The following is a 21,254-nucleotide window of genomic DNA, read 5'->3' on the forward strand; positions in this document are numbered from 1 at the left end:
TATAAACTTCTTACAAATCACCTTTTTTGTCAAGCAGAACCTATTTATGCTCTTTTATAAGTTTATCAATTTCTGACATAATTAATTCAGTAACCTGCTCTGCTGAAGCTTTTGACTGCCTCATTTCAGTCATATCAATTGGTTTGCCGTATACCATTTTTAATTTGTTCAGACTTTTATACGGACCAATGACTGCACATGGAACTACCTGAGCATCTGTTCTTAATGCAAAAAAACCTGCTCCTGAAAGCCCCTTTCCTAATTCACCGTTTTTGCTTCTTGTTCCTTCTGGAAAAAGTCCAAAAACATTTCCGTCCTTTAAAAGCTTTAATCCTGTCCTCAGAGCCTCTCGGTCATTAAATCCCCTTTTTACCGGGAAAGCATTACACTTTCTAACAATCCCTCCAAGGACCGGAACCTGAAAAAGCTCGTCCTTAGCCATATAATGAACAGGGCGGGGACACATAATACCGACAACAATTGGGTCGAGTACGGAAATATGGTTGGCACAAAGAAGTACTCCTCCCTCTTTGGGGATATTTTCTACTCCAATCGCTTGAATTCTGTACCACGGTTTAAAAATGGTATAAACCACAGATCTAGCAAATCCGTAAAACGTCACACTCATCCAATCCTTTCATGCACAAGAGCCATTATTTGATCAACGACATCAGGAATGGTCATAGAGGTTGTGTCGATTTCAATCGCATCACTTGCCTTCTTTAATGGGGCTACTTCACGTTCTGAATCAAGTTTATCTCTCTTTGCAATTTCTTCTTTTAATTTTTCCAAATCAGATGGGAAGCCCTTTTCGAGGTTTTCAGCATGGCGCCTTTCAGCCCGCTCCTCAACACTGGCAAGCAAAAACACCTTTACTTCCGCATTAGGCAAAACATGTGTCCCAATATCTCGTCCATCCATGACAACTCCGCATTCTACCGCAAATGCTTGTTGTCTCTTAACCATTTCTTCTCTTACTTTTGGCAGCCTGGCCACATAGGATACAGAATTAGTGACTTTAGCCGAGCGGATTAAATCAGTTACATTATCATTGTCTAGATAAACTAATTGTCCTTTTTCAGAGGGCTTTAGTTCAATAACCGCAGATAGAAGTGTATCCAATAAAGATTCCTCATCTTCTAAATCCAGCTCGTTAATTATTGCTTTATATGTCAAAGCTCTATACATTGCGCCAGTATCGATATAAATATAGGATAATTTTTCTGCCACTATTTTTGCTACTGTACTCTTCCCGGCTGCGGCTGGACCGTCAATTGCGATTGATATTTTGTTTTCCATAAATCCTCCTAAATGCTTGAAAATCACATCTACACTATATATTTTACCACAAGATATAGATAAGCCTCTTTTTTTTACATGTTAATTCAAAGAAAAATAATTAAATGAAGTCCGCTTCTAAGAAAATAGGAAAGCATACTCCTTCCAGTTAATACGGAAGGAATGCTTTCCTATTAAGGGATTCTTTGGTTTATTCATTCTTTTTCTGAAAGGTTTGAAGAATTTCCGTAAAGGTACTATTATTAACACCTTCATACCTTGCCAAATGTTTAATTTGTGGAAAGATATCCATCTGATGAAATAGTATTTGTGATAAAAATAAAAAGGTGAATTGAACGATGACCAATTTAATTAGGATTCTCTCAACCGTCTTCATGATAATCACTCCATGACCATATATTCTTTATTATTGGAGCGGCTATTCGCTTTTATTCGTCACTGGTTCTGCTGGGAATTTAAAAAAAGAGGGAAAAACCTGGTTTTCCCCTCATAGAACATCTTCGTAGGTTGCTTCAGCATTTTTCAGCTTTTCTACTTCTTCTTCTATTCCTGATTTAGCATTAATATAGATGCGGTACGTATCATCACCCAATGTCCCTAAGAACTCATAGCATAATACTTCATCATTTAAATCATTCACAATTACGGCTTGACGATTTTCCATCACTTTTAATTTTGGATTTACCTTTGCCCGAGCCTGCTCAAGGGTAAGCACAGGTTTCTCAATTGTTCGAGTTTGAAAGGACTTTAAATACTCCTCTGCAGAAACACCAATGATATCCCCATTATCGAGAGCTACCTTAACCTTCACAGCTTCTGGGTAAATCCTAACTCCATTTAAATTTGTTACAAAATTAAATACTCCTATATTGTCATATTGCGCACTCTCAAATATTTCCATTTTTTCAAAACCGGTATCTTTTAAAAATTTTGCTGCTTTATTAGTTGACTCATTTAAACTTAGTGTTTGTTTCTTTATGTCCCTGTTATTAATAAACCAAATTGGGTGTCCAGCTTTTTTGGTAATATCCATACTGGATTCTTGACCAGTTTTCTTGTTTTTAATGGAAACGCTGTAAAAACCAAAATCTGATCCTTTTCCATTATTCGTCACCTTTACTGTGGCATTACCGTCAAATTTCATATATTTCTTAGCAATCTGGATTGCTTCTTGTCGAGAAATGGTTTTACCTTTTATTTTATTATAGTTTTCGTCCTTTTTTTGTAAATTTGCAAATGTGGAACCAAAATCAGATTCTTCAAAGTTTGTTACCGTCTTCTCAACGGTCTTAAAACCATCAATTATTGTATTATCTGTATTTTCCTTTCCAGTTGCAAGTGCAAGTTCGACATCCATCCAGCGAAGGTTATTTTTCAATACCAAATGCTGAACATTTCGAAGTTCTCCCTGAATATCACCGGACTGTTTGTACAATGTTTTAAGGGTTTGATATTCCTTGTCCGTCAAAGGATCCTTCGATAAATCTCTTACTGCAGTCCGATAACTGAAATCCCCAATATTCGCCAAGAACTCTTCTGTTTTATTAAATGGTAAAAGTGTTAACGGGAGCTGTCCCACATCCCCATGGGCCTGTGATGTTAGTCTCCATACTTCGATGAGTGATGGAGATAGGGATTCTTTCGAATTCATTGCTAAGGTGGACCCAATCTTATCATTCAGTAGGTCCATTCGATACGTTAAATTGTGAAATGCTCGTTGATAGTTGTTTTCTGCATTAATAAGAACTGCGTTTTTCTCTTGATGTTCTTGATAGCCCCAATAAGCTGTCCCTGCAACACCTATTGCTAGAATACCGATCAAAATACCTCTAATCATTTATAATCACCTCTCTATTTACAGAAAATATGTTGACCAATACGTTTAATTTGCGGCCTTCCCCAAATCCAGCTGCTTGTAGCTGTAGCAGGATTGAAGTAGTACAACGCTTCACCAGTCGGATCCCATCCATTAATAGCATCTAATACTGCTTTTTTTGAAGTTTCGTTAGGTGTCAGCCAAATTTGGCCATCAGCGACAGCCGTAAATGCACCTGGTTCAAAAATAACCCCGGAAACTGTGTTTGGGAACGAAGGACTATTGACTCGATTCAAAATAACGGCAGCAACTGCAACTTGACCAGTATACGGTTCTCCTCGTGATTCCCCATTTACCGCGTTGGCCATTAAGCGAATATCATTCTGTGAAAAGCCCTTGGGTGTATTTGTTGCAGTCGTTTTTGTTCCAGTTGATTTAGGTGCAGCAGAATTTTTTGCTGTTTGTTTATTATATTTTGTAGCTTTGGTTAACTTCGCTTTGGTTGTTGCTCCAGCAAGTCCATCAATCGGCAGCCCAAATTCATATTGAAAATTTCTTAATGCCCAGTATGTACTCCATCCAAAAACCCCATCAATCTTCCCGTGATAGAAACCGATATACTTAAGCCTGGACTGCAGTTCAATGACATCCTCACCAGATGCTCCTCTTTGGATTACCTGATTGGTAAAGGCAAATACCTTATGATTTTCCAATAAAGAAAATGGCATAAGACAAGAAAAGATTAGAATAGAAACTTTGATTAGAATACTTTTCTTAGTCATGGAATAATAACCCCCTTATGAATCTTTTTAGCAGTAACCCTATTTTTTGTTTTATTAGTGTTTTTATTCCAATTAATATAGAAAAAAACCCCTTCAACAAAGTTGAAGGGGTTTCCGAGCTCATAAAAGTTAAACCGGTGCTTGAGCTTTTTGATCCGGGAATTGTTTTTTAAAGTGATTAGCACTTAATATTTTCGCATTTTTTACTTTTCTTAAACCGAACCACCATAAGAAAATCATAAATGGGAATATAATATATAACCAATTTTCAAGGGATAGCAAAATATAATCATAGGAACCATGTAGGAGAATTGGCAAAACCAAAGACAGTAAGAGCCATTTTACTTTAATTCCTTTGGTAAACTTGGCTTTACCTAGATAATAGCCCATAATAACGCCAAATAAGGCATGGCTTGAAACTGGTAATAATGCACGAGTCATGGCATGCTCAATTCCATTTGCAATTAGATAAAAAATATTTTCAACAGTAGCAAAGCCTAGGGAAACTGCTACCCCATAGACAATCCCATCAAATGGTTCATCAAACTCCACATGTTGGTATATAAGATAAAAAAGGATAAACCATTTAAAAAATTCTTCGAGAATGCCTGAGCCGAAGAAGGCATCTAATAGATCGGACTTCAATAAGTGCTCAGTTTCTAATACGTGCTGAATAAACATAATGGGAAAAACAAGCAGGACTCCATACAAAAAAGTTCGAAAAACAAAGGAAATAGGCTCTGGCTCATACTCATCTTTCAAATAAAAATAACTTAATAAAGCCAAACCTGGAGCAACTCCGGCAGATAATATTCCAAGCATGCTGAACCTCTTTTCCAATCCTTTTTCTTAATGGTACCATGTATAGTCTATAATTAAAATGAAAGATTCTCTCTTTTCACCTATAGATTACCAACCCCAAGTATGAATCCGCATCTAAAAATTAATGGTATCCAATCCACTAGCCATAGCTACTGCCAATTTCATTCTAGCTTTTTTAGAATCGTTATCACTGCCTAGAATTACTCCTTTTTTGTAAAGGTCATAGGCACTGCCTTCATAATCGTAGGTTGTATACACAGCTCCTTCTTCTGCGCTGGTCGTAATCACTATCTTTATGCCTGCTTTAATGGATTTTTCAATTTCTTCCATCATTTTTGGAGCTACCTGGCCTCGGCCAACCCCTTCGAGAACGATACCGGCTACACCTGCTTCTCGAGCAGCTTTAATAAATTTACCATCCGCTCCGATATAACATTTAATAATTTCAACTTCAGGAATAGAAGATTTGAGCGGATAATATTCTCTTTTAATAGGTTTTTGAAAAACATGGACCTGATCATTATCGATAATCCCCAGATAGCCAAAACCAAAAGCATTGAATCCTTGAATGTTCGAAGCATGCTCCTTTTTTACATACCTGGCGGCAAAAATCCGTTCATTAAATACAACCACTGTACCGACATCTAGTAAATCCAAAGAACAAGCTGAATAGATTGCATGTCGTAAATTAATATATACATCACTGCCCAGTTCTTCCGGTGAACGCTGCGATCCTGTAACAACAATAGGCCGGCGGTCGTTTATGGTTAAATCCAGAAAATAAGCAGTCTCCTCCATCGTATCCGTCCCATGGGTGACTACAACACCGGAGACAGTTTCATCCTTAAAGTAATCGTTTATTTTATTTTTCAAATGGATTAAATCATCAAAGGTAATATGGATACTAGCTTTTTGAAAAACAGACTCAACGATCACTTCTATTTCGTTTGGCAAATTACACATGGCAGCAAGTTCTTCGCCTGTTATGGCTCCTGAAGCTAATTTCCCAGAAGTTTTATTAGGTTTACTGGCAATTGTACCGCCTGTTGTTAAAAGTACGACTTTTTTCATTTGCTAATCACCCTTTAGCTTCCTTTTCTAATATAGATTGTGCAATCTGCCCGCCATGGAAGCGGCCATTTTCGATAAATATTTCATTAGCATTATTACCTGCAGCAATTACTCCTGCAATATAGATACCGTTTATGTTCGTTTCCATTGTATCAAAATTATAAATTGGCCGTCCTGTTTCTTCATCAATTCCAACACCCATTTTCACTAAAAACTTATGATCTGGATGGTAGCCTGTCATCGCAAAAACAAAATCATTCTTAATCGTTTTTTGTTCCCCTTCCTTACTATAGATGACATGTTCAGGGGTAATTTCTTTTACTTCTGCTTGAAACTCCATGATGATTGTCCCATTCTTCACCAACGATTCAAACTCAGGAAGAATCCATGGTTTTATACTAGATGAATATTCTTTCCCCCGGTATAAAACGGTGACACGCGCTCCCGCCTTTACAAGTTCAATTGCCGCATCTACACTCGAATTCTTGCCCCCAATCACGCATACATCTTTATCAAAATAGGGATGTGCTTCCTTAAAATAATGGAAAACCTTTGACAAATCCTCTCCGGGAACATTCATATAATTTGGATGGTCATAATATCCGGTAGCAATCACAACATATTGGGTCTGATAGGTATCTTTATCAGTCTTAACCTGGAAAATACTATTCTCCTTTGAAACTTCTAATACGGTTTCAAAGGCATTTATCCTCAATTGTTTACGCTTAGCTACTTCCCTGTAATACACCAGTGCCTGGTTTCTTTTCGGTTTATAACTGTCTGTAACAAAAGGGAATCCGCCTATTTCTAATTTCTCACTCGTACTAAAAAAGGTTTGATGTGTTGGATAATGATAAATTGAATTCACGACATTGCCTTTTTCTATGATTAAAGGCTTCTTGCCGGCTTCTTGTAAAGCAATAGCTGCGGCTAATCCGCAAGGTCCCCCACCGACGATGATGACATCTTCCATTATTGCCAGCTCCTTAACAATAAATTATATATAAGGATTATTTTTATAAAAAAAAACTCCTACCGTATCATGATAGGAGATTTCTCGTCTTGTTTCAACAAACAAAACTTCTATAGATAGTTGTGCGTCTAAATCCAGCCTCTGAATCGACTGGCTTCAGCCATTTTTCTTACGCCGATCATATAGGCCGCAAGCCGCATATCCACACGGCGTGTCTGCGCTGTATCGAATATATTATTAAACGACTTTACCATAACTTTTTCAAGCTTTTCTTCTACTTCTTCTTCTGTCCAATAATAACCTTGATTATTTTGTACCCACTCAAAATAGGAAACTGTTACCCCTCCGGCAGATGCTAATACATCCGGAACCAATAAAATACCACGCTCCGTCAATATTTCTGTTGCCTCTAAAGTAGTAGGGCCATTCGCTGCCTCAACCACAATTTTTGCACGAATATTATGAGCATTTTCTCCTGTAATTTGATTTTCAATCGCTGCAGGCACTAAAATATCACAATCAAGTTCAAGTAGTTCTTTATTCGTAATTGTATTATTAAATAGTTTAGTTACTGTTCCAAAGCTGTCTCTTCTATCTAATAGGTAATCAATGTCCAAGCCGTTTGGATCATACAATGCCCCGTAAGCATCTGAAATACCGACTACTTTTGCACCTGCATCATGCATAAACTTTGATAAATAACTTCCTGCATTCCCAAAGCCTTGAACCACCACCTTGGCTCCTTCAATTTGAATGCCTTTCTTTTTGGCGGCTTCACGGATACAGATGGTTACACCTTTTGCAGTTGCAGATTCTCGTCCATGTGAACCACCTAATACAAGCGGTTTTCCGGTAATAAATCCAGGGGAATTAATTTCATCAATCCGACTATATTCGTCCATCATCCAGGCCATAATTTGTGAATTAGTAAATACATCTGGAGCGGGAATATCCTTTGCCGGTCCAACAATTTGGCTTATTGCCCTTACATACCCGCGGCTTAATCTTTCAAGCTCTCTAAAAGACATATCACGCGGGTCACAGACGATTCCTCCTTTTCCTCCGCCGTAAGGAAGATCGACAATCCCGCACTTCAGACTCATCCAAATCGAAAGGGCTTTCACCTCGGTTTCTGTTACATTGGGATGGAAACGAATACCGCCCTTTGTTGGACCAACGGCATCATTATGTTGAGCACGGTATCCGGTAAATATTTTAATTGAACCGTCATCCATTCTTATTGGAATTTTCACTGTCAGCAAACGAAGCGGCTCCTTTAAGAGCTCATAAACTTCTTCAGGATAACCTAACTTTTCAAGGGCCTTATGTATAACTGTTTGTGTTGATTTCAACACATCGTGATGTTCTCCCTCTTGATTAGTTTGACCATTTGCTTTTTCCGCAACCATTTAAAATCCTCCTAGAAAAGCTTTACGATTGTTGTCTATTCAGAGACAAGTATACACGTTTAAGGGATTAATGCAAGAAGAAAAAATGGTAAAAACCCCCTTATAAAAGGGTTGTATACTATATAAATGATAGATAAATTCAGGTTTTCTTAACGTATATTCTCCTATCCATTAATAAAGGGGCGTCCTGCCCCTTTACTTGAATGATAGGTTATTTAAAAAAATGAATAAGGGTTTCAACAGCAAAATGCTTCATTACTGGCTTACCGTATTCCGCTAGAATATAAGGACTAAGAATGGTTGGTGATCCGAATTCCGAAAGGATGCAGGCAGCCTTTTCCTTTTTTACAGCCTCGACATTATCCATTAGCAGGTAATAACGATTATTCATCCAATAAAGACTTCCACCATATATATCTACAATGGCAAGCCTTTTTGCAAGACCAACCAGGTCCTCAAACTCACCAAATTCATATAGGAGGTCCTCACATCCTTCAACCCTTACCTGCATTTCAATATAACCATCGTATAATAATTCTTCATCATCTTTTACTTCATCTACAGTAATGATTAGGATCATACCTTGAGCTTGAAGGGAGAAAATTTCCACAGCTACAGAACCTTGAATATCAACATCAAATTCCTCGCTTGCCTCTTCAAGCATATCATGAAATAGTTGATTCCACTTACTTGAGTCCTTCCAAATATCTTCCTTTGAAAGCCCTCTTTCGAACAAATCATCAGAGGTTAAAAATATTTTTATTTTATTGGCCGTTAAGCGTTCCAAGCGCATGCTTCTGCCCCCTGCCGTGACGTAACTCTTATTTTCAATGTATGCGGGCAAAGGGGTATTGGTGAATTGTTTACCTCAACCTATCTTCTAAAGATCCACGTTTAAGTGTAATAAGATGAGTTTGTGCAGGGGCACCTAACCTTAGCGGTAAGGTAGTTGTGCCATACCCATTACTAATGAAAAGGATCGTAGATTTTAGCTTTTTTATTTTCCCCTTCTCAAACGGGCTATATCCCAGAATATGTATTTGTCCCCCATGGGTATGTCCGCTCAACACCAAACTTATTTTATGTTCAGGAAGGATCTTTTCTGTAATAGTTGGTATATGACAAGCCAAAATTTTAAAACTGCTTTCTTCTGCATCCATTAATGCCAAATCAAGCCGGTCCCTTTCTTGGCTGCAGTCATCAACACCTAGGAGGGATATTTTTTCTCCTTGTGCAGATTCGAAAGTTACTGCTGTATTGTCAAGAGGTTTTACTCCTAAATCCAGCAGGATTGCATCTAATTTCCTAAAATCAACCTCATAATCATTGTTGCCCCACACAAAATAAACGGGTCCAATTTGCTTTAATTTTAATAAGTTCTCCTTCACCTGTTGAAACGATACTCCTTTTTCGGTTAAATCTCCTCCAATGATAACCATGTCCGCTTTCCCTTTGGCCTTTGTAATAATCACATCAGAAATAGCCCGCCTATGAATATCTGAAATAAAAAAAATGGCCACCTTACCAAAGGTATCAGGAAAGTCAGGGAAGGTTAATTCATGCTCTTCAACTTGATTTATAAAGGCCTGTTTCAGCATATACAAGAGGAGAAAAATGCCCCCCAAGATTAATAATCCAACTGTCACCCAAATAATCACATGTTCCCCCCCCCACTTAATGTTCTACGGAAATCATACCATATAGGACACTTAAACTAAAAAAGACAAGTGTAGTCTCCCAGCCAATTTTGAAGAGAAGAAGAAAAACCAAGATTAGTCCCAAGTATTCTATGAAGAGCAGGACCATCCATTTGAGATGGTTTACCCATCCTACTTTTGTACGATCAATTAATTCACGGATCATCTTCCCGCAGCACATAAGCCCGATAAAGAACGCCAAAGCTGCAGCAAAAAACTTTAAAGGATTAAGGACGAGGGAAATGAAAAAATCAGATAGTACAAAAGGATGTTCAATAGGAATCCACTCTATCAATAAGAAACCACTAATAAATATGATCAAAAGCAGCCATAGTCTTTTAAACATAAAACATCCCTCCCATACAGTGTATGAGAGGGATGTTTATTCTTTACCTTTTCACTCTTAATCCTCTTGAATACTTAGGATTCTGAAGCCGTGTTCTTCAAGCTTCTTTGTAAAACGAGCAATATTGTCCTTTTTTTCAATCTTCATTACAATTCTGCGTACAAGCTTATCCGTCTCATCGAAGGTTACAAGGGAGATAATATGCTCATGGAATTGATGGGCAATTTCAGACAGGCGAGCAATCCGTCCTTCGGTCTCCACTGATGTGAAGGCAATCCTTACCCCTGGACGATTTACACCAAATGCACTTTCAAATGAACTTAAAATATCCGACCGGGTGACAACACCAAGGAAGGTATTATGATCATCCACAACGGCTAATAACGGAAAATCTTTCAAATCAAGCAGAGTTTTTTCAAACAACTCTCCGCCAAGCAAAAATTTATCTTTATGCGAGACAATGTCATTTACAGTTGTGGAAGTTAAATAGTCTTCCCTCTGTTTTCCCGACTTAAAAAATCCTTCGTATATGTTAAACCGTGTTGCCACACCTGCATACTTATCCCCATTTAAGATGGGTAACCCGTCTATTTGCTGTTTTTCTAAGATTTCCAAGGCATCCTTTAGCGTAACAGTAACTTGAGCAACAAAGCATTCATGCTTAGGGATCATGATATTTTTAACAAACATTTCCCATCACCTCAAATATAATTCTATGTACTAATTATACTTCCACATAACAATCAAAACCTCTCTTTATTATAAAGAATTATGTCATCTAACGGAAATTATCTCATAAGATTAAATGATAACTATAAAGGGAGGGCGACTATGAATACACATATTAAGACCTATCATCCTTATGCTAGTCCGTTTGACCCTTGTATACCCATCCTTGAAAAGGCATATTCCACACCACCGAATTTATATATGGGCTTTCAACCGCCGAATTTAGAACAGTTTACACCCCTTGAAGCGTTACGAGCCGGGACGCTATGGAAAGCCTTTTATGACCCCTGGTTCAGTCCACTTGAACCCGGAAAAGGGGGACTTCCGCAATGAAACAAGTTCCTGCCGAATATTATCAACTAATGGAGCAGCTGCAGGCAGTAGACTTTGTGTTAGTTGAATTAACATTGTATCTTGATACACATAACGACGACCAGGAAGCCATCCATCAATTTAATCATTATGCAAGAGAAAGGAAACGGATTAAGAAGATGTTTGAAAGCCAGTTTGGTCCATTACAGCAATTTGGAAATAGTTACTCAGGATATCCTTGGAATTGGGATGATTCACCATGGCCATGGCAGGTTTAAATCGGAAAAATAACCAATTTCAAGGGAGGGTCACAAATGTGGATTTACGAAAAAAAGTTGCAATATCCTGTCCGTGTAAGTACTTGTAATCCAAGATTAGCTAAATATTTAATCGAGCAATATGGAGGCGCCGATGGTGAACTTGCTGCTGCACTTCGATACTTAAATCAAAGATATACGATTCCCGATAAGGTAATAGGTCTTTTAACCGATATTGGAACAGAAGAATTTGCGCATCTTGAAATGATAGCTACCATGGTCTATAAATTAACGAAAGATGCTACACCTGAACAAATAAAGGCTGCAGGGATTGAAGATCATTATGTTGACCATGACAAAGCATTATTCTATCATAACGCTGCAGGTGTTCCATTTACTGCTACTTATATTCAAGCTAAAGGGGACCCAATTGCAGACCTTTATGAAGACATTGCCGCTGAGGAAAAAGCAAGGGCTACCTACCAGTGGATTATAAATCTTAGTGACGACCCTGATTTAAATGACGGTTTAAGGTTCTTAAGGGAAAGAGAAATCATCCATTCACAACGTTTCCGGGAAGCTGTAGAAATATTAAAAGAAGAGCGGGGAAAAAAAAGAATATTTTAATAGTAATTAAGAAGCAGCTACAGGATCTGCTTCTTATTTTTTTTCATGATATAAATTGATATCATATTGTTTCTTCATTTTCTCAAACACAATATGACGATTTTTCCATTGTTCTTCCTTCTTCCACAGGTCTTTACTCCGATCAACAATTTCACACCTTAACTCCTGATACTCTTTTTCCTTTTTATCCTTTTGCTGTTTTAATAAATTCATTGCTCCAAATCCAATAATAGTAATCGCCAATAAGTAAACTGCAACAGAATCATTTAATACTGCTGATAACATGGCTAAAAAGGAAAAGGAATAACTTCTAACGAAAGTTAAGTAGAAGTAAACAATAAAGATAAAGGCAAAAAACAGTGTTCCGTATATCGAAAAATAATGCCACTTTTTTATATCATCAAATTTCTTTTTTCTTTTTCTTACATTTTCTAACATTTGTTTCGTCGCCTGATCCGTAAATTCAAGCTCTTTGATCGTTGTATCCAACCCTTTCACCCCCAGTTTCGATATATATATTTATGATCTTGTCCCACGATTTATGATATAAAAATAAAAACCGATCAAAAATCGGTTAAGGACTTAGGAACATGTCTGGTGATTGGCACTCCAGGCACTTCGCTTTCCGCGGGCGTGCCGGGGAGCCTCCTCGGCGCTGAAGCGCCTGCGGGGTCTCCCCAGCCCCGTACTCCCGCAGGAGTCTTCGTGCCTTCCGCGCCAATCACCAGAGTGTTATTAAATAGGTTCCTATACTGAACTAATACATAATAAAAAGTGTTGAAATCAATGTAGGGCTGCAAAGCCTTTGCTACTACCGGTAAGGGGCTTAAAGAATGCAAGTGAACAGGCACTTCTTATTGCAGCCTGTCAAAATATAAAAAAGATTGCAAAACACTTAGCAAGATTAGAAAAAGTGTGTTGCAATACTTTAAGTTGATTTGCCTCCCTGTTGATTGGAGCGGAAGGCATTCGACTCCTGCGGGATAGAGAGGTAACTGGAGACCCCGCAGGCGCAAGCGCCGAGGAGGCTCCAGGACCTCCCCGCGGAAAGCGAATGCCTGGAGCGGAAATCAACAGGCCCTATTGCAGGGACAATCTATTAATATGGCATTTAGATTCTTACAATTATAAAAAATTGCAAAGATAAAAACCCTTTCTAAACAAGCTGAGCCAATCGAGGATCGGTTAGTTGTCTTATTCTTCTGAATCAGCCGACTTGTCAGCATCTTCTTTCTGAGATTTAGATGATTCAACCTTTGATTCTTCATTTTCAGGTTGAGATTTTTTTATTTTAATCGTTTCATAGCCGACTGAACTTCCGGATGTTTTTTGTGTTCCATTAATTTTTACACCATTTTCCCGGTATGAAATCACACTGAAAATAATGATTGGAAGAAGGATAAAACACAAGACTAATAAGCGGATAACCGGATATTTAACCTTCCATTTTGTTTTCTTTTTCTTATGCCTGTGCACTTGCTCCCTGGGCGGTAGTTTTTCACTGTTACCTTCCACTTTTTCATTTATCTTTTGAATTCGTCGTTTTAATCGCTCCGCTTGGTCTCTGTATGGTTCTTCTTTATTCACAGAGGTTCCTCCCCATTCTTGTCAACTGTTGTGTGTCTGAATTTTATATATACTCCAAGAAGAAAGTCTATGACAAAATGCATCATAACGGTTACTGCCAAATTGCCGGTCCATTTGTAAATGACCCCGATTAAAAAGCTCAATAGAATAATATTCACAAATAGGAACCAATTAAAAAGGTAACGATAATGAATAATAGCAAAGATGATACTTGCCAATATTAAACCAACCTTAGTTTGAATAATCCCCCGAAATAGCAGTTCTTCACAGAACGCTACAAAAAGAGCAATGAAAAATGTATGAAGTACGTGTCTGTTCTTAAAGATCCTTTCGTTCAACCCTCCATCATCATAGAAAGAGGAAGGCAGCCACTTCATTAAAATAATATCCATTAAAACAATCAATAGACCAGCTGGGATACCAATTGTGAGAATATGATAATCACTAAGATTAATAAACTGCAAGTAAGAAAAATGGTCGTAAAAAAGGGCTCCTAAAATGAACGAAATAACTAAAAGAATAATTTGGGTCAGGTATAGGTGAAAAAGCAGTTCTTTGTCAGTCAAATCTGCAATAATATGATGATACTTTTTTTTCATTCACTCAACTCACAATTAATTAATATTTTGGCCAGATAATTTTTCCAGTTATCTTCCTTAGTCTGTGTCGAAGGGAAATTGACAACAGCACGATAATCACTAAGGTTAACGCCGCAGACATCACAGCAAGAAGGAATCTTATCAACCATTTTCTCATCAAAATAGTGTAATATATATTCCCTTCTGCACATAGAAGTATCCACCAATTTTTTCATTTGGTAGATATTATCATGCTTTACTTGTAACCTCTCTCTGATATATTCCTTCATGGGAATTTTTAACGATTCAAAATTAGATATTTCGTGTCTTGGATTATTGACGAATTCATTAATAATTCTCCATTGAATCTCTGAGAACCCTCCAAGTGAGCATAATTCTTGATTCAATTCCATTTTTCCATCCTTTAGTTTGTACTGTCCGGATAAATTAGTAAACAACCAATCAATTTGCAGCTCAGATGGCAGTTCACTTTCTGCAAGTTGAAAAGGAAGCTGCTCATCTCCAGGAGCGTATAAAGAAATAGCCAGACTCGGCAAACCATCTCGTCCAGCCCTGCCTATTTCCTGTAGATACGACTCAATTTGCATTGGCAGGTGATAGTGAATAATAAAGCGGATGTTTTCTTTATTGATTCCCATCCCAAATGCACTCGTAGCGCAGACAACATCAAGCTGATTGTGAATAAATTGCTGTTGAATCAATACTCTTGAATTGGGATCCAATCCACCATGATACGCCATCGCTTGGCAAATCCCTTTTTCACTCAGAAGGGAGGCCATTTGATCGGCAGCCTTCTTACTTGAAAAATAAATGATTCCTGGTTTTTGTAATTGAGAAACAAGCTCTATCACTCGATCTTGTTTCTCGTGATAATGAGTTAATTTCTCGAAATGAAAGGCAATATTGGGCCGGTCGATGGTTGATTCTATCTTTTTTATTTGTTCATCTTTTATTCCAAGGGAAGTAATAATGTCTTCACGCACTTTTTTTGTTGCAGTTGCTGTAAGTGCAAGTGTCAGTGGATTCCCTAATTTCTTTCGGATATCACCTAATTTTGAATAGTCCGGACGAAAATCAAATCCCCACTGTGAGATACAATGGGCTTCATCTACAACAAACAATGAAATATGAAGCTTCTGCAGAATACTAATTATAAAAGGAACCCTTAACATTTCAGGTGATATAAATATGAATTTATAGCTGTCTAAATGACGAATGATGTCATTTCTCTCTGCTATAGACAAAAAAGAATTTAGCGCAACAACTCTTTTTTCCCCTAATCGTTTGAATTGCTCTACTTGGTCCTGCATTAAAGAAAGTAGTGGGGAAATAATCAAAGTCTGCCCGCTTAAAATATAGCCGGGAAGTTGGTAACACAGTGACTTACCTGTGCCTGTAGGCAGCATCGCTAACGTATGCTGACCGGCAAGTATGGAGGTAATCACTTCTTTTTGTCCTTTTTTAAATGAAGAATAACCAAAGTACTTTCTTAAATATGTCTCTAATTCCATCTTATTCACCATGCTTTGCTAGCACTAACCTGATTTGAAGGTATGTGGCCGACTTCAGTTGATCTTTTATTAATTTTAATTGTCTTGTTCCAATCCTGCGTGAATGTTCCAGAATCTGTTGTTGTAACTCCAAATCTACAAAAGGGTCAATAGAGAAATTCTCAAGCTGAAGGGCAAATTCCACTAAATGGTCATCTATGGTGCTTAATTTCAAATTCCTTGCAGCTGCAATTTCTTCTGCCGTGTAACCTTGCATCAAGAGATTCAATGTTTTCCTGGAAGAAAGAGTTAATTCATTTTCTTTTTCAAAATTTTTAGTAAGGAAGGCCAGCAGCATGAAGCGGTTTTTATCCTCCATGATTTTCTGCATTAAATAATGCAGTATGTTAATAAATTCTATTTGAAAATCATGTTCATCCATATTAAGTTTTCTCGCAGCTTGCAGCGGGGTCAAGCCTATTCTCTGATAACCAGTTAATCGAAAGACGACAATAGACGGGTCTAGATTCTTTGCCTCATCAAAGCATTTCAATAATTCCGAAAATAAACCCCTGCCTATTTCTTTCCTTGGAATACTCATTTCTTTTAAGAATGATTTAAGCCAATTATGCACGACTTTACTTTTTTGAATAGGAATGTATTTTGCTTCTTGATAAACAAGATTGGAAGTGACCTGTATAAGCAGCGACAATCTCTCCCAAAATAGTGTAGTAAAGGAGTGAAGATTCCAGCCATTCAAATAATGTTCCTTAAATGTATGCTCTAAATAATCAAGTCCAAGAATTGTTATTTGATACCTTTGGTTTCCACATATTTCGATATAGTCGGCTTTGTCTAATTCTTCCGTTACTTGATCAAAGGTTTCTCTAGTTAGATTTTCATATATACCAAAAAACTCCTTAATGGAAAATAAATGTGCATCTTGGATCGTTTGTGATGATTTCTTTCCATTCAGAAGATGATAGATGGAGTAGATGGTCCGTTCATTATTTAGTTGTTTTAAACAATATAAAATAACGTTTTTTAATTGAAGCATCTAACTCACCACCTTACCAATTTATCGACAAAAATCCACATTTTTTTCTTATTTTATTTTAACATGAAATTTGATTCTCTGGTTGACTAATTACCAAGAAGAATTCCGCTATACGAAACACATCTACGTTACAGTAATATCATTTTTCTATTGAAAAGTTGACCATACAGTTTTACAATAGGAATGAGTAATTCGTTTCCATATTTACAATAGGAAACAGAGAAGCATAATATTTGTTATTTATTTACTGGGAGGTTTTTTTCAATGGCAAAGTATACAATTGTTGATAAGGAAACTTGCATCGCATGTGGTGCATGTGGCGCAGCAGCACCAGATATCTATGATTATGATGATGAAGGTATTGCATTTGTAACCCTTGACGATAATGAGGGAATTGTTGAGATTCCTGATGTATTAATCGATGACATGATGGATGCTTTCGAAGGCTGTCCAACTGATTCTATTAAAGTTGCAGATGAGCCATTTGATGGTAATGCAACTAAATTCGAATAAAACATCCGCTTATGCATACCTCGTCTTTTAAAAAGACGAGGTTTTTCAATCCCCTTCCAAAGTGAATAACCTAACAAAACAAGAGCACCATATGGCGCTCTTGTTTTGTTTTTTATGCTTTTATTGTTGAAAATTTATTAATCCATGTTTGCATTCGAATAAACAGAAGCATGAAAATGACAGACATCATAATGCCTTTTAAGATATTAAAAGGTAAAATTGCGGGTATGACCAAATTTCTCATATCTGGGAATCCCATTAACAGTGTATAAGCTGGCAGGATTGCAATATAATTTAAAGCACTCATCACTACAGCCATAATAACGGTACCAGCCACTAAAGCAATCGTCATTCCTTTTTTTGTTTTTAATCGGTTATAGACAAATAAAGTAGGAAGAACAAAGACGATTCCTGCAATGAAATTGGCAATATGGCCTACCGGAACTCCCGTTTGGCTTCCAGTTGCAAAATAATTAAGCACATTTTTGAAAAACTCAACTAAAATTCCTGCAAGCGGTCCGAAAATTAACGCAGCAATTAACGCTGGGATGTCGCTGAAGTCGACAAAAAGAAAATTAGGAAACACCGGCAGCGGGAAATTTAACAGCATTAATAAGTAGGCTAGGCTGCTTAGCATTCCAATTGAAACAAAAGCTTTAACGTTTAATCTTTTTCTTTTTTCCATTTTTCCTCTCTCCTCTTTTCGATCCATCAAGTGTAGGAAGAGAGGTTCAGCAAACAAACGACCCAGGTAATAAAAAATCCCCCAAGTAAAAAAACTTGAGGGAGTTAACAAGGCACGCTTAAGAAACATTCAAATAACCATCATTTTTTGAATGTCTGCAGAACCTCCATCTTCTCCCATCCAGACTATACTGTCGGCTTTGGAATCACACCAAATCCTGCCCTAAAAAAGGCTCGCGGGCTGAAGAGTCATACTCTAATACCGCCGATCGGGAATTTCACCCTGCCCCGAAGATAGATCATTATTAAATTACGATTTTATTATACTAAAGAAACGTGTATTTGTTAAGCAAAAGATGTTATGTAAAAAAATCCGCAGTGACCGACTGCGGATTTTACTCAGGCTCATCTAGGGTATGATTAATATCTGATTTGGTCTAATCAAATCGGAAGTTAATTGATTTACTTTTTTCACTTCCTGTACTGTAGCATCCAGTCTTTGTGCGATTGAGGATAAAGTATCCCCCTGTTTTACAACATATTTATTCAAAATTCCTGGACTGTTTGTAGTTTCATGCTGTTGTGTGTGCAGTTGTGAACTTGCAGCTAAAACTAAATCAACACTGCTTGCTATGCCTGCTTGAACAGAGTTGCCAACTTCTGCATTCCCTAAAAGCTTTTCAGGATCCAGTGCATTCTTTTTATCATATCTCCACTCCAGCTGATGTGTCTCAAAATGGAGATGTGTCCCAGTAGCTTGTCCTGTTCTTCCCATCCTCCCAATCACATCACCCTGCTGGATTGACTGACCTTTTGATACATTCCGTTTGTTTAGGTGAGCATAAACGGTTACAAAGTGACTAGGATGCTTTATAAAAACAACATTTCCGTATGTATTGGAATAATACGACTTCTCAACTATGCCATCCTCGACAGCAAGGATGGGAGTGTCGATTCTTCCTGCGATATCAATTCCTTTATGTCTTCCCTCTCTTGTTCCATATGTGTCGGATATGATTCCATCTGCCGGCCACATCCAGCGGTCATTTAATCGTTCGACTGTATCTGTACCTGCTGCTTCGGAATGTTTTCCACCTAAAAATAATAAACTGACACAAAGCGCCATTATGATGGCAATTAAAAACCTCTTTATGTAGTCACGCATTACTAACTTATCCTCCTTGTCTTTTCCTCTCTTCCAAACCATATGTCACCTCTAGCCTAAATAGAACGGACATAATGGTAAGATCTATGGAGAGTTTGAGCATATTTGTTATATTTTGGAGACTTGGCTTTTTTTATTCATAAAAAAATCAACCACAATGGTTGATTTTGTATATTTATGGTATTTTACGTAAGTTTGGTGCTATAGGAACCTTTATTTCATTGGATAGATCAAATCTGCCAATGTTTGTTAGGGAAGCATTTTTTATGATCATTTTCTCTGCCCCAAACTCTTTGGCTGTTAAGAGCATAGCCTCAATACATAAGATCGACTGCTGATTGTCCTCAATAATTGAACCCTCTTCGAACGATACATACATAATTTTATTAGAAATTGATACATTATTTATTGGAGGCAGGGACTGTAAAGAACTTTTTAGACCCATAGGCTGCTCTGCTTTCATTGCATTAATGGCAGAGCCGATATCATTAAAGGTATCAGCAGATGGTGTTAAGAAGGGTAAATCACTGCCCTCAGCGTAATAAAAAAAGTAGCCATGGTTTGTCTCAGGAATAATATCCATTTCATCCATTCTGCCGAAATTCCCTAATTCAATACCTGGTTGACCATTTGTCATAAATTTAATTTTTTTATAATTGCTATTGGATGAGATATCTTTATTTAATATATTAAGAAAATTAGTTTCAGCTGTTGAACCCAATCCGTATGAATGATTTGAAGGAAGATCAACAATTACAGTATTTTGGCTTTTATCTAGGCTAAAATTTGCATTTATCGGGTAGAAATCTGATAAACCCCATTCCTCTTCCTGTAAGTTTGCCATTATGTCCGTATACTGAGTAATCCAGAAAGGTCCTAAGGTTTGTGGTACAATGATTGAAACAGGAATCAAAATTTGTGCCTGGGCATCAGGAATCCAGTAAGTGAACACTGTATTATTACCAATTTCGTCTTCATAAACTGCTGTGTTTACTTTTTCAGTATTTAGCAAATCTGCCTGCTTAGCCTCGGAAGCTTCCGTTTCTTTCTTTGAAGAAGCGCTGCTATCTTTGGCAGTTGTCCTGCCTGCTGAAGATGATTTTTCTTCTTCACTGCTCTGATAGGAGAAATTGATCCCCCCCATTAACTTTGGGACTAGAATAAAGAGAAGAAGAAAACAAGCTGCAGCCGCAAAACCCGGTAAAAGCCATGGTCTGGTTTTTTTCTTTTTAAGAGAAATATTTTGGTAAATGTCATGAGGATCGCGATGATCTTGTATTCTAGGCATTTGCCTTAATAGTTCCTCGAGCTCTCTATCGCTCCACTCTGACTTTTTCACTTAGTAATCCCCCCTTTTCATAAAACATTTCCATGTGCTTTTTCAATACTTTTAAGGAGCGATGCTGCGTAGTTTTTACCTTACTTTCTGTCCAGCCTAGAACCTTAGCTGTTTCAGAAATAGATAAATCCTGTAGATAACGAAGAATAATAACAGATCTCTGATCCAATGTGCATAACTCTAGACATCTGTATATCCATTGAATTTCTTCTTTTTGGATAGTAATTTCTTCTGGGATGGGATATTCATCCTTCACCTGATTGGTTGACCAATCAAACCTTTCCAGTAATCGATCCTTCCAGCCTTTTTGTTTACGAAAGTAATCAATTGCAACATTTCTAGCGATTGAAAAAAGCCACGTTTTTTCGCTGCTTTTTCCTTCAAAACGATGATAAGCCTTGAAAACACGAATATACACTTCTTGGACAAGGTCCTCAGCTTGCTCCTTATTTCTAACCATATAAAATAAGAACTGAAACACGTCATGGTGATATTTCTGATAAAGCTCATCGAAAACGGAGTCCATCCCTTCCCCTCCCCGTTCATTAATATTAGTCGATTATTCATAAAAAAAGTTTCACTCTTTTAAATATAGACTTTTTTTAGATAAAAAGGAAGATATTTCAAGTAAAATACCGCTAGCAATAAACTTATCCACAATGACTATTTCCTTGATTCCT

Annotated in this window: 26 protein-coding genes and 1 riboswitch; of the genes, 4 read left to right on the forward strand and 22 right to left on the reverse strand. The window is 37.4% G+C overall.

All coding sequences use genetic code 11. The annotated features are described in order from the left end of the window. Window positions 1-40: 40 nt before the first annotated feature. From GXK58_RS07600 to GXK58_RS07660, 13 genes are all read right to left on the reverse strand, one after another. The gene (locus GXK58_RS07600) at window positions 41-622 is read right to left on the reverse strand and encodes a lysophospholipid acyltransferase family protein (RefSeq protein ID WP_160722180.1); all 582 of its coding nucleotides are present in this window, start codon (window positions 620-622) and stop codon (window positions 41-43) included. A gap of 2 nt (window positions 623-624) precedes the next feature. Further along, a complete protein-coding gene (gene cmk, locus GXK58_RS07605) occupies window positions 625-1,299 on the reverse strand; it encodes a (d)CMP kinase (RefSeq protein WP_160721378.1) in 675 nt (224 codons plus the stop codon). 190 nt (window positions 1,300-1,489) lie between these two features. Continuing rightward, window positions 1,490-1,675, reverse strand: a complete 186-nt coding sequence (locus GXK58_RS07610) for a YpfB family protein (RefSeq protein ID WP_160721380.1) — start codon at window positions 1,673-1,675, stop codon at window positions 1,490-1,492. Window positions 1,676-1,786: 111 nt separating this feature from the next. Further along, entirely contained in the window at window positions 1,787-3,136 is a 1,350-nt protein-coding gene (gene ypeB, locus GXK58_RS07615) for a germination protein YpeB (protein WP_160721382.1), read from the reverse strand. 14 nt (window positions 3,137-3,150) lie between these two features. Further along, window positions 3,151-3,843, reverse strand: coding sequence for a spore cortex-lytic enzyme (gene sleB, locus GXK58_RS07620; RefSeq protein WP_442862461.1), 693 nt, complete (start codon window positions 3,841-3,843; stop codon window positions 3,151-3,153). A 183-nt stretch (window positions 3,844-4,026) separates the two neighbouring features. Continuing rightward, window positions 4,027-4,719: a glutamic-type intramembrane protease PrsW gene (gene prsW, locus GXK58_RS07625; protein WP_160721386.1), complete on the reverse strand. Its 693-nt coding sequence runs from the start codon at window positions 4,717-4,719 to the stop codon at window positions 4,027-4,029. A gap of 114 nt (window positions 4,720-4,833) precedes the next feature. Then, entirely contained in the window at window positions 4,834-5,790 is a 957-nt protein-coding gene (locus GXK58_RS07630) for an asparaginase (protein WP_160721388.1), read from the reverse strand. A gap of 7 nt (window positions 5,791-5,797) precedes the next feature. Further along, window positions 5,798-6,763 (reverse strand): YpdA family putative bacillithiol disulfide reductase, encoded by a 966-nt coding sequence (locus tag GXK58_RS07635; RefSeq protein ID WP_202171318.1) that lies wholly within the window; start codon window positions 6,761-6,763, stop codon window positions 5,798-5,800. A gap of 128 nt (window positions 6,764-6,891) precedes the next feature. Next, window positions 6,892-8,172, reverse strand: coding sequence for a Glu/Leu/Phe/Val family dehydrogenase (locus tag GXK58_RS07640; protein WP_160721390.1), 1,281 nt, complete (start codon window positions 8,170-8,172; stop codon window positions 6,892-6,894). A gap of 211 nt (window positions 8,173-8,383) precedes the next feature. Next, entirely contained in the window at window positions 8,384-8,965 is a 582-nt protein-coding gene (locus GXK58_RS07645) for a genetic competence negative regulator (RefSeq protein WP_160721392.1), read from the reverse strand. A gap of 70 nt (window positions 8,966-9,035) precedes the next feature. Next, window positions 9,036-9,770, reverse strand: coding sequence for a metallophosphoesterase (locus GXK58_RS07650; protein ID WP_202171328.1), 735 nt, complete (start codon window positions 9,768-9,770; stop codon window positions 9,036-9,038). Between the two features lie 76 nt (window positions 9,771-9,846). Then, window positions 9,847-10,215: a hypothetical protein gene (locus tag GXK58_RS07655; protein WP_160721394.1), complete on the reverse strand. Its 369-nt coding sequence runs from the start codon at window positions 10,213-10,215 to the stop codon at window positions 9,847-9,849. 57 nt (window positions 10,216-10,272) lie between these two features. Then, window positions 10,273-10,905, reverse strand: a complete 633-nt coding sequence (locus GXK58_RS07660) for a CBS domain-containing protein (protein ID WP_160721396.1) — start codon at window positions 10,903-10,905, stop codon at window positions 10,273-10,275. 141 nt (window positions 10,906-11,046) lie between these two features. Here GXK58_RS07660 and GXK58_RS07665 point away from each other — a divergent pair, with 141 nt between their 5' ends. From GXK58_RS07665 to GXK58_RS07675, 3 genes are read left to right on the forward strand one after another with little or no spacing between them, the layout of a single operon-like run. After that, a complete protein-coding gene (locus GXK58_RS07665) occupies window positions 11,047-11,277 on the forward strand; it encodes a spore coat associated protein CotJA (protein WP_160721398.1) in 231 nt (76 codons plus the stop codon). Beyond that, the gene (locus GXK58_RS07670) at window positions 11,274-11,534 is read left to right on the forward strand and encodes a spore coat protein CotJB (protein ID WP_160721400.1); all 261 of its coding nucleotides are present in this window, start codon (window positions 11,274-11,276) and stop codon (window positions 11,532-11,534) included. The genes GXK58_RS07665 and GXK58_RS07670 overlap by 4 nt, the downstream gene beginning before the upstream one ends. Before the next feature lie 36 nt (window positions 11,535-11,570). Then, window positions 11,571-12,140, forward strand: a complete 570-nt coding sequence (locus GXK58_RS07675; RefSeq protein WP_160721402.1) for a manganese catalase family protein — start codon at window positions 11,571-11,573, stop codon at window positions 12,138-12,140. Between the two features lie 33 nt (window positions 12,141-12,173). Here the strand turns inward: GXK58_RS07675 and GXK58_RS07680 are convergent, their stop codons facing one another. From GXK58_RS07680 to GXK58_RS07700, 5 genes are all read right to left on the reverse strand, one after another. Beyond that, window positions 12,174-12,629 (reverse strand): DUF2663 family protein, encoded by a 456-nt coding sequence (locus tag GXK58_RS07680; RefSeq protein WP_160721404.1) that lies wholly within the window; start codon window positions 12,627-12,629, stop codon window positions 12,174-12,176. A gap of 705 nt (window positions 12,630-13,334) precedes the next feature. Continuing rightward, window positions 13,335-13,727, reverse strand: a complete 393-nt coding sequence (locus tag GXK58_RS07685) for a hypothetical protein (protein ID WP_160721406.1) — start codon at window positions 13,725-13,727, stop codon at window positions 13,335-13,337. After that, window positions 13,724-14,326 (reverse strand): CPBP family intramembrane glutamic endopeptidase, encoded by a 603-nt coding sequence (locus tag GXK58_RS07690; protein WP_160721408.1) that lies wholly within the window; start codon window positions 14,324-14,326, stop codon window positions 13,724-13,726. Before GXK58_RS07690 ends, GXK58_RS07685 begins: the two co-directional genes overlap by 4 nt. Next, window positions 14,323-15,837: a RecQ family ATP-dependent DNA helicase gene (locus tag GXK58_RS07695; protein WP_160721410.1), complete on the reverse strand. Its 1,515-nt coding sequence runs from the start codon at window positions 15,835-15,837 to the stop codon at window positions 14,323-14,325. Before GXK58_RS07695 ends, GXK58_RS07690 begins: the two co-directional genes overlap by 4 nt. A 1-nt stretch (window position 15,838) precedes the next feature. Next, window positions 15,839-16,873 carry a helix-turn-helix domain-containing protein gene (locus GXK58_RS07700; protein WP_160721412.1) on the reverse strand — a complete coding sequence of 345 codons (1,035 nt, stop codon included), beginning with the start codon at window positions 16,871-16,873 and terminating at the stop codon, window positions 15,839-15,841. 264 nt (window positions 16,874-17,137) lie between these two features. Between GXK58_RS07700 and GXK58_RS07705 the strand changes: the two genes are divergently transcribed. Next, window positions 17,138-17,386, forward strand: coding sequence for a ferredoxin (locus GXK58_RS07705; RefSeq protein ID WP_063251244.1), 249 nt, complete (start codon window positions 17,138-17,140; stop codon window positions 17,384-17,386). A gap of 112 nt (window positions 17,387-17,498) precedes the next feature. Here GXK58_RS07705 and GXK58_RS07710 read toward each other — a convergent pair whose 3' ends face one another. From GXK58_RS07710 to sigX, 4 genes are all read right to left on the reverse strand, one after another. Continuing rightward, entirely contained in the window at window positions 17,499-18,071 is a 573-nt protein-coding gene (locus GXK58_RS07710; RefSeq protein ID WP_160721414.1) for an ECF transporter S component, read from the reverse strand. 164 nt (window positions 18,072-18,235) lie between these two features. Next, window positions 18,236-18,370: riboswitch (FMN riboswitch) on the reverse strand. Window positions 18,371-18,479: 109 nt separating this feature from the next. After that, window positions 18,480-19,277 (reverse strand): peptidoglycan DD-metalloendopeptidase family protein, encoded by a 798-nt coding sequence (locus tag GXK58_RS07715; RefSeq protein WP_237389599.1) that lies wholly within the window; start codon window positions 19,275-19,277, stop codon window positions 18,480-18,482. 133 nt (window positions 19,278-19,410) lie between these two features. Then, entirely contained in the window at window positions 19,411-20,574 is a 1,164-nt protein-coding gene (locus GXK58_RS07720; protein ID WP_160721416.1) for a hypothetical protein, read from the reverse strand. Beyond that, entirely contained in the window at window positions 20,549-21,100 is a 552-nt protein-coding gene (gene sigX, locus GXK58_RS07725) for an RNA polymerase sigma factor SigX (RefSeq protein WP_160721418.1), read from the reverse strand. The genes GXK58_RS07720 and sigX overlap by 26 nt, the downstream gene beginning before the upstream one ends. Between the last annotated feature and the right edge of the window lie 154 nt (window positions 21,101-21,254).

The sequence above is a fragment of the Bacillus sp. USDA818B3_A genome (assembly GCF_009928415.1).
In the GTDB taxonomy this organism is placed as follows: Bacteria; Bacillota; Bacilli; order Bacillales; family Cytobacillaceae; genus Neobacillus.